This window comes from Desulfobacter sp. UBA2225, assembly GCF_002348205.1.
Lineage (GTDB): Bacteria > Desulfobacterota > Desulfobacteria > Desulfobacterales > Desulfobacteraceae > Desulfobacter > Desulfobacter postgatei.
The window spans coordinates 1-8,277 of the sequence record NZ_DDYV01000111.1 but is presented as its reverse complement, the minus strand read 5'-3'; the positions used below and the strand labels follow the sequence as shown (position 1 = coordinate 8,277).

6 protein-coding genes and 2 pseudogenes are annotated in these 8,277 nt (G+C 46.8%); 7 read left to right on the top strand and 1 reads right to left on the bottom strand.

The genetic code is table 11. From position 1 onward, the window contains the following. The 7 genes and pseudogenes from B3D59_RS06090 to B3D59_RS06060 form a co-directional block, all read left to right on the top strand. Nucleotides 1-360: pseudogene (locus B3D59_RS06090) on the top strand (sulfite reductase, dissimilatory-type beta subunit); the annotation flags it as partial. A 103-nt stretch (nucleotides 361-463) separates the two neighbouring features. Then, nucleotides 464-724, top strand: coding sequence for a dissimilatory sulfite reductase D family protein (locus B3D59_RS06085; RefSeq protein WP_286818431.1), 261 nt, complete (start codon nucleotides 464-466; stop codon nucleotides 722-724). Nucleotides 725-744: 20 nt separating this feature from the next. Beyond that, on the top strand, nucleotides 745-2,187 hold the full coding sequence (locus B3D59_RS06080; RefSeq protein WP_286818430.1) for a cobyrinate a,c-diamide synthase: 1,443 nt from the start codon (nucleotides 745-747) through the stop codon (nucleotides 2,185-2,187). An 89-nt stretch (nucleotides 2,188-2,276) separates the two neighbouring features. Then, nucleotides 2,277-3,068: a PhnD/SsuA/transferrin family substrate-binding protein gene (locus B3D59_RS06075; RefSeq protein WP_286818429.1), complete on the top strand. Its 792-nt coding sequence runs from the start codon at nucleotides 2,277-2,279 to the stop codon at nucleotides 3,066-3,068. Between the two features lie 9 nt (nucleotides 3,069-3,077). Then, entirely contained in the window at nucleotides 3,078-3,908 is an 831-nt protein-coding gene (locus tag B3D59_RS06070; RefSeq protein WP_286818428.1) for a polysaccharide deacetylase family protein, read from the top strand. Between the two features lie 258 nt (nucleotides 3,909-4,166). Further along, nucleotides 4,167-5,390, top strand: a complete 1,224-nt coding sequence (locus tag B3D59_RS06065; RefSeq protein WP_286818426.1) for a trans-sulfuration enzyme family protein — start codon at nucleotides 4,167-4,169, stop codon at nucleotides 5,388-5,390. Then, entirely contained in the window at nucleotides 5,387-7,591 is a 2,205-nt protein-coding gene (locus B3D59_RS06060; RefSeq protein WP_286818425.1) for a methyl-accepting chemotaxis protein, read from the top strand. The genes B3D59_RS06065 and B3D59_RS06060 overlap by 4 nt, the downstream gene beginning before the upstream one ends. Before the next feature lie 84 nt (nucleotides 7,592-7,675). Here B3D59_RS06060 and B3D59_RS06055 read toward each other — a convergent pair. After that, a pseudogene (locus B3D59_RS06055) lies at nucleotides 7,676-8,277 on the bottom strand (hypothetical protein); the annotation flags it as partial.

The window sequence follows — 8,277 nt, the reverse complement described above, 5'->3', positions numbered from 1 at the left end:
AACTGCTACACCATGTGCCCCTCCATGCCACTTGCCGACACCGAAGGTGACGGTATTGTTCTCATGGCTGGTGGTAAAGTATCCAACCGTATTTCCGTTCCGAAATTTTCCAAGGTTGTTGTGGCGTTCCTGCCCAACGAAATGCCCCGCTGGCCGTCCATGACCGACGCCATCAAAAAGATGGTTAACGCCTATTCAAACGGCGCCAACAAATACGAACGTCTGGGTGACTGGGCTGAGAGAATCGGATGGGAAAAATTCTTTGAAGCTTGTGAACTTGACTTCACCCACCACCTGATTGACGATTTCCGTCAGCAGGCTTACATGAGCTGGCGTCAGTCCACTCAGTTTAAATTCTAATTTAAAAACTAATTTGGGTTTAAACATTATTTAATATCGGATGGACCGGGGTGCATTTTGTTCTCCGGTTCATCCCTTTCAACCGAAAGGAAAGGAGTCTAACATGGCAAGCGATCTTTTGAACGATAAAGAAGCAGCCGAGAAAGCCGTTGTTGACTGGCTTGAGGGAAAGGCCGGCAGCAAAACCAAATTTTATATTAAAGACTTTTACAAGCTTTTCCCCGATGACAAACCCAGGGAAATAAAAAAAGTTGTTAACAAAATGGTTGAAAACGGCATTCTTGAATACTGGTCATCCGGATCCACCACTATGTACGGTCTGAAGGGTGCCGGTATCCAGCATTCTTCCGAAGGCGAAGAATAGAGAATTTTTTCGCTTAATTCATGACTGTCAGTAGGGAAAAAGTCCCTGGAGTTGTTATTGCCGGACTCAGGGGTGGTTCAGGCAAGACAATAATATCCCTTGGGATAACTGCCGCATGGAGAGCCCGGAATATAACGGTGGCCCCCTTTAAAAAGGGCCCGGACTATATTGACGCCGGCTGGCTATCACGGGCAGCCGGCCGCCCCTGCTATAATCTTGATACCTATCTGTGCGCCCAGTCGGTCGTACAAACCTCTTATCTTACCCACTCCCAATCCTGCGATATTGCCATGGTTGAGGGCAACCGCGGCCTTTACGACGGCATTGATCTGTATGGTACCACCTCAACAAGCGAACTGGCCAAGCTGCTGGATCTGCCTGTGATACTGGTACTGGACTGCACCAAATCCACCCGTACCATGGCCGCTGTACTCATGGGCTGCATGCAGTTTGATCCGGATATCAATATTTGCGGCGTTATCCTCAACCGTATGGCCGGAAAGCGCCATGAGGGAAAAGTTCGGGCAAATATTGAACACTTTTGCAATATTCCGGTTTTTGGCGCTCTGCCGAAGCTAAAGCAGGAGGATTTTCCCGAACGTCATATGGGGCTTGTCACTTCCGAAGAACACCAGGAAAGCGATACCTCTTTGGCCCGGGCCAGGCAGGTGGCCCTGGATAATATTGATGTTGATGAACTTTTCCGACGGATCACTTCGTTTAAGGGACAGGGTATGCCGGTTGTGGACAACGACCGGCAGGAATCGGTTCCTGCAATGAATACGGCAGAAAATAAAAAGCAGGCAACAGATAATTCCACTGTGACCATTGGCGTTGTTCGGGATTCCGCATTTCAGTTCTATTATCCTGATAATATTGAAGCCCTGGAAAATCTGGGTGCCGGGATTAAATTCATCAGTCCTTTATCCCAGTCCGATATTCCCGAAGTCGACGCCATCTACATGGGCGGCGGCTTTCCCGAAACCCACGCCACCCAGCTGTCTGCCAATCAGGCTTTCAGAGATAATTTAAAAATGCTGTCCCGCAAAGGACTTCCCATTTATGCCGAATGCGGTGGTCTGATATTCCTTGGCGAGAGTATTTGTCTTGATGATGTGGTTTACCCCATGACCGGTATCCTGCCCTTACGGTTTGGGCTTTCCAAACGGCCCCAGGGCCATGGCTACACGGAAGTTGAAGTGGTCAATGAAAATCCATTTTATGCCAAAGGAGAAGTGCTTCGCGGCCATGAATTCAGATACTCCAAGGTGATTTCCATTGATTATGATGATAGTGCCATGGCATTTAAAATGACCCGGGGCAAGGGGATTATTGAAAAAAAGGACGGATTTTTTAAAGACAATACCTTTGGCACCTATACCCACATCCATACCCTTGGTACCACCAGCTGGGCACCCTCTTTGATTGCTAAGGCCAGGCGCTTCAAAGCTTCACGTCAATAACCCATGATCCATATAATTACACAGGCCTATGAAATTAAACCGCATTCAAATTATGATTTTTAAAAAGCTCAGCAAAGAAAAAGGTCTTGATGCTGACGATTATATACAACAGTATTCTATGGAATTCATCTGTATGCAACGCGACAGCCTCCAGGACCTTAGCGAAGAAGAAGGAGATAATTGGATTCATAGGGCATATCTTTTATCCCTGTAATCATCAGGATATACGCCGGGCATTGATCAACAGCCAAATAGATTCCATAGGACTCCAGTTTGAAGAATACCTTTACATATCAGACCATTTTGAAACCGAGCACTGTTTTCTGACGCGAACGTCTGGTAATCTTTATGAAGAGTATGTGCTCTTGGCACCTGTAGATGGAAAAATTAAACAGTGTGAGGACTTGATAGGAAATAATCTTATTTTTTACAAATCACCTCGAACCTCCTTGGCCGGATACTGGCTCAAGTCCATAATAAAGGGGATAAATACCGGCTACAATGGCCTGGAACCCAACGTGAACATCACCAAAACAGAAAAAATATCAAAGGCTGTCCTCCCTGTGTTTTTTGACAAGGCAGATGCCTGTAGCGTCACAAACTCCGGACTCAGCACCATGATAGAGCTGAATCCTCAAATTGGCAGAAAATTTCGTATTATTATGAAGTCCCCCCCTTTGATTCCAGCCATATTGTGCTTCCGAAAAAATTTCGATTCTCCTCAAAAAGAAAAAATTCTGACAGCATTTCGAGAACTTCACACGAACCTTTCAGGCCAACAAGTGCTGACCATTTTCCAGTCGGAAGCCCTTGTGGAAGTTGAAAAAAAAGAACTCTCAACCACAAGAAATTTTGTATTGGAAGCACGAAAAATACCATAAGATGAGAAAATGTTGACCACAGGTGAGAAAACCGGAATTGTTGCGTTTGTTTTGGCAAGCGCCTTGTTTGTTTTGTGGGGACCGGTGTGGAGCCTTTTTCCACTGGCGGGATTTATTCTGGTGTGTCTGGCCGCTCCTTTTTTGACGGCATTTGGTTTTTTTTTGCCTGTTATCTGTCGGGGCCCCCGCAGCATTCGTTGTGTCTCTCTTACCTTTGACGACGGGCCTGACAGAACGACAACCCCTTTGGTTTTGACTCTCCTTGAAACTTACCAGGTGCCGGCCACGTTTTTTGTCACAGGAAAAAATGCCCACAGGAATCCGGATCTCATTGCCCGAATTCTGGATCAGGGCCACACCATCGGCAACCATACCTATTCCCACGATCCTTTGATCATGCTCAAATCAGGTCAGCGCCTCAAAGAGGAGATCATTAAAACCCAGACGGTTCTTGCGGCCAATGGCATCCGCCCACTGGTTTTCCGGCCCCCTGCAGGTATCACCAACCCGAAATTGGGATCTGTTCTGGCAGAATTGGGATTAAGTGCTGTAAATTTTTCCTGCCGTGCCATGGATAAAGGCAACCGCAGGATATCCGGTATTGCGTCAAAAATTCTGCACCGGGTAAAACCCGGTGATATTATTTTGCTCCATGATTCAACGCCCTGGACTGAAAACCATGAGACACCGGATAACACAATGCTCGCTTCGTTTTTAACCGAACTTGAGCGTCTATTGAATGGACTTAAAACCAGGAAACTGTCGATCGTTCCGTTATCGGAGCTGATCGGGCAGGCGGTCATGGAGCAGTCCCTGCCTGAACGGCAGGACCTCCGGTAATTTAGATTAATTTGTCTTAAATCTCTTTACCGTTCAGGTAAATTTTAGGGATAATGGGGCTGTTTTTTTGCCCGATATTTTCATGGGGTCTTTGCTTCCTTATCTTTCGAGTTCACGTTTTTCTTACACATACCATCAATCCGCCTCAGGTCAAGCACTTACTATCCATGGGGAAAAGTTTGCAGTTTTATATGTGTTGCAAAGCTGATAATATAAATCTTAACTCGTCTTATGAAAATCAATCAAAGGAGGTCGCTTATGAATTATAAAGAATTGACCCCCCAATCTATGTGTATCCATGCCGGAGCGTCGGTGAACGAGTCAAGGGCTGTTGTTCAGCCGATTTACCAGACGTCGGCCTTCCGGTTTGATTCCACCGGCCACGGGGCAGCCCTTTTTGCCGGGCGGCAGGAAGGCTACATTTATACACGAATGGGCAATCCCACCATTCGCGGCATGGAAGACGCCGTAGCCGCACTGGAAAAGGGGAAGTTCGCACTGGGATGTGCCAGCGGAATGGCCGCAGTCAATACTGTTTTTGCCGCAGAATTGTCCGCCGGCGACCATGTGGTCTGCTCACAGGTGGTCTACGGGCCGACACTGACGTTACTGAATACCGTGTATAAACGGTTCGGCATTACCATCGATTTCGTTAATACCTCGGACACTGATCAAGTGATTGGGGCCTTAAAACCGAAAACGCGCCTGGTGTATATCGAGACCCCGGGCAATCCCACCATTGAGCTGTCTGATATCAAAAAAATTGCCGCCGCAGCCCATGAAAAAGGGGCCGTTCTTGCCGTGGATAACACGTTTCTAAGTCCCTGGTTCCAAAATCCATTGACGCTCGGGGCCGATATCGTGCTTCACAGCCTGACAAAATTTATTAACGGCCATGCCGATGTTATCGGCGGTATTGTAGTTGTTAAGGATGATGATACCTACAGTCGCTATCGAAGCGTATTGAACCAGACCGGCGGAGTTATTGATCCTTTCAATGCATTTCTGGTGCACAGGGGTATCAAAACCCTGGGAATTCGAATGGAAAAGCATGCGGAAAACGGCATGGCAATTGCCCGGTTCTTGGAAGCTCATCCCCAAATTGCCTGGGTTCGCTATCCGGGTCTGAAAAGTCATCCCCAGTATGATCTTGGCCAGACGCAGCACAGTGGTCCGGGCGGGGTGATGGCATTTGAGCTTAAGGGCGGGTTTGAGGCCGGAGAGACGCTGCTTAATTCAGTAAAGCTGTGCACCCTGGCTGTTTCCCTGGGCGGTGTTGAAACCCTGATTCAGCATCCGGCGTCCATGACTCATGCTTCCCTGGGAAAAGAGCAGCGTCTGGCCGCCCGAGTGACCGACGGCCTGATCCGTCTCTCTGTGGGAATTGAATTTCATGGCGATCTTATCGCCGATCTGACCCAGGCCCTGGACCGAGTTTCCGGATATAGATATGCAGTGCCAAAAGGAAAAAATATACTATGATTTTAAGTTCCTTGAAGCTAAAAATGAAATTGATGATCTATGGTATTTTACTTAGTGTCATCCCTATTGTTTTAATTTCTCTGATTTCTTTTTTTCAGGATGCCCAAACTGAAAATTTTGTGAAGCGAGAAACCTCAGATTTGACTATTGCAAACTTCGAGCATCTGGTTAAAGGGGTATATTCGACCTGCAAGACCAGTCAGGAGCAGGTTCAAAAAGAAGTCGACAGCTCTTTAAACGTTGCTCGGGATATCATGAAACAACAGGGCCCTGTAGAATTGTCCAATGAGACCATTGAATGGCAGGCTGTGAATCAATATACGAAAGAGAAACAAACGCTTTTGCTTCCCAAAATAATTGTCGGTGGGGAATGGATCGGAAAAACAGACGATATGTCGCAAAAATCGTTAATTGTTGATAAAGTCAAATCGTTGGTCGGGGGGACCTGTACTATATTTCAACGTTTGAACGAAGCGGGAAGCATGTTGCGGATTGCTACAAACGTATTAAATGAAGATGGAAAAAGAGCTGTGGGAAGCTATATCCCCGCAATCAATCCTGACGGAAAACAAAATCCGGTCATCAAAGAGGTCCTTAATGGAACAACATTCCGGGGCCGGGCGTTTGTCGTTGACAGATGGTACATCACGGCTTACGAACCAATATATGATACCAATAATTACGTTGTTGGCGTTCTATATGTGGGAGTCCCCCAGGAAAGCGTTACCAGCCTGAGAAAAGCGATCATGGATACAAAAATCGGGAAAACCGGATATGTTTTTGTCCTTGACTCCCAAGGGAACTATGCCATTTCACATCAAGGTCAAAGGGATGGGGAAAATGTCCTTGAGTACCAATCCGAAGACGGTTCCTTCCCGATAAAAAATATTATAAACACCGCACACAGCCTGCCTGAAGACAGTGTCGGCGCAATGCGATACATGTGGGATAGCAAAGACGGCAACGGAGAGATGGAAAAAGTAACAAGGCTTATGTATTTTAAACCCTGGGACTGGATTATTGTTGCAGGATTGCCGGTTCGTGAATTTGATGCCGCAAATAATAGGATAGCGAAGATTAACGCACACAAGAAAAAATTTCAGCTTTCAGTCATTGTTATCGCCCTGGTCCTCGTAACCCTGATTTGGTATTTTGTTGCGAAAAAGATCACGGTTCCGCTGATTAAAGGTGTCTCTTTTGCAAAAACAATGGCAGAAGGTGATTTCACGCAATCTCTTGATGTCGGCCAGCGAGATGAAATCGGAACGCTGTCAACTTCTTTGAACACCATGTCAGCCAGTTTGCAGGAGATGATCAGGAATATTTTTCAAACGACCCAGACTTTGACATCGTCTGCCAAAGAGCTTTCATCCATTTCAGAGCAGCTTTCCGCTAATTCCGAACAATCCGCGGAAAAAGCAAACAGCGTATCTGCATCAGCCCAAGAAATGGCTACAAATATGAATAGTGTGGCTGCTGCAACGGAGCAGACGACTGCCAATATTCAGATGATTGTTTCCGCTGCCGAAGAAATGTCTTCCACCATAAATGAAATTGCACATAACACAGCCAAGGGCAGTGAAACAACACACGCAGCAGTTGAAGCTGCAAAAGAGGTTTCCCAAAAAGTGGGTGAGCTTGGGAAAAGTGCATCTGAGATCAGTAAGGTAACAGAGACGATTGCAGATATTTCAGAGCAGACCAATCTTCTTGCCCTGAATGCTACAATTGAGGCTGCAAGAGCAGGTGAAGCAGGCAAGGGTTTTGCCGTTGTTGCCGCAGAGATTAAAGCACTTGCACAGCAGACAGCAGCAGCTACAAGTGAAATAGGTAACAAGATAACCGCGGTTCAAACAACAACACATGAATCTGTTACCGCAATTAACTCGATTGTAAGTATCATCAATGAAGTTAACGAAATTGTAACAAGTATCGCCACAGCCATCGAAGAACAATCGGCAACCACCCAGGAGATAGCAAATAATGTAACTCAAGCGGCTCAAGGGATACAGGAGGTGAGTGAAAACGTGACCCAAACTTCTGCTGTTGCTGGAGAATTAACAAAAGATATTAATGACGTAAGTCAGGCGACCAATGAAATGAATGCCGGAAGCCATCAGGTAAAAACCAGTGCTGTGGAGCTGTCGAAACTTGCTGAACACCTGAACGAAATGGTTGCAAGATTTAAGATATCAACCTGAAAATTTGAGGTAAAACTCAATTATCTTATGAGTGAGTTTTGCGGTAATGCCAAAAAATTAATGCCGGAGAGGCTTCTTCTTTCTCTAAAACCGGACGGCAATGGCTGCGATATCATCGTGGCATTTAAACCGGGGAAAGGCCAGGCAATGGGGATCTTTTTTTTCATTACCGCAAAACTCACTCATAAGNNCCAGGCAATGGGGATCTTTTTTTTCCTGGCTGCGGATCATCTGTTTGAGTCCTTCCAGGCCCAGGTTCAGGTAGGTCTTGACAAGATCGGTGAAATCCTTGTGTGGTTCGGGTTCAGCCTGGGGGATGGAGAGGCCGTCGGTAAAGATCAAGAGATGGGCCACCCGGTCCAGGGGCTCCTCACCCTGATTCAGGAATGCTTCCGCAGTTTTTTCTCCGTTAAGCACCCCGTAGGTGATGTTCATGCCTGAACGGACCTTGCGGATCTGGTGGGCCAGTTTTCCACGCATCATATCTATGATCTGCTGCGGGTCTGTCTGATGGTCTTGGGGCAGATGGGTGCGGACCAGTTCCTTCCACAGAGTCAGGGTTTCATGGTCATGGTCTTCCCGGTTCACCAGAACCCTGTGGCTGCCGTTCTCGTAGATAAGAATGATTACGGCATCCCCGGCCTGGACCCATTCCAGGGACTGTGCCTTGATGCGTACAACCGCCG

Coding starts and splice junctions, on each gene's coding strand:
- B3D59_RS06075 (WP_286818429.1), top strand. CDS start 2,277: ATGCTGACGATTATATACAACAGTATTCTATGGAATTCATCTGTATGC.
- B3D59_RS06085 (WP_286818431.1), top strand. CDS start 464: ATGGCAAGCGATCTTTTGAACGATAAAGAAGCAGCCGAGAAAGCCGTT.
- B3D59_RS06080 (WP_286818430.1), top strand. CDS start 745: ATGACTGTCAGTAGGGAAAAAGTCCCTGGAGTTGTTATTGCCGGACTC.
- B3D59_RS06065 (WP_286818426.1), top strand. CDS start 4,167: ATGAATTATAAAGAATTGACCCCCCAATCTATGTGTATCCATGCCGGA.
- B3D59_RS06060 (WP_286818425.1), top strand. CDS start 5,387: ATGATTTTAAGTTCCTTGAAGCTAAAAATGAAATTGATGATCTATGGT.
- B3D59_RS06070 (WP_286818428.1), top strand. CDS start 3,078: ATGTTGACCACAGGTGAGAAAACCGGAATTGTTGCGTTTGTTTTGGCA.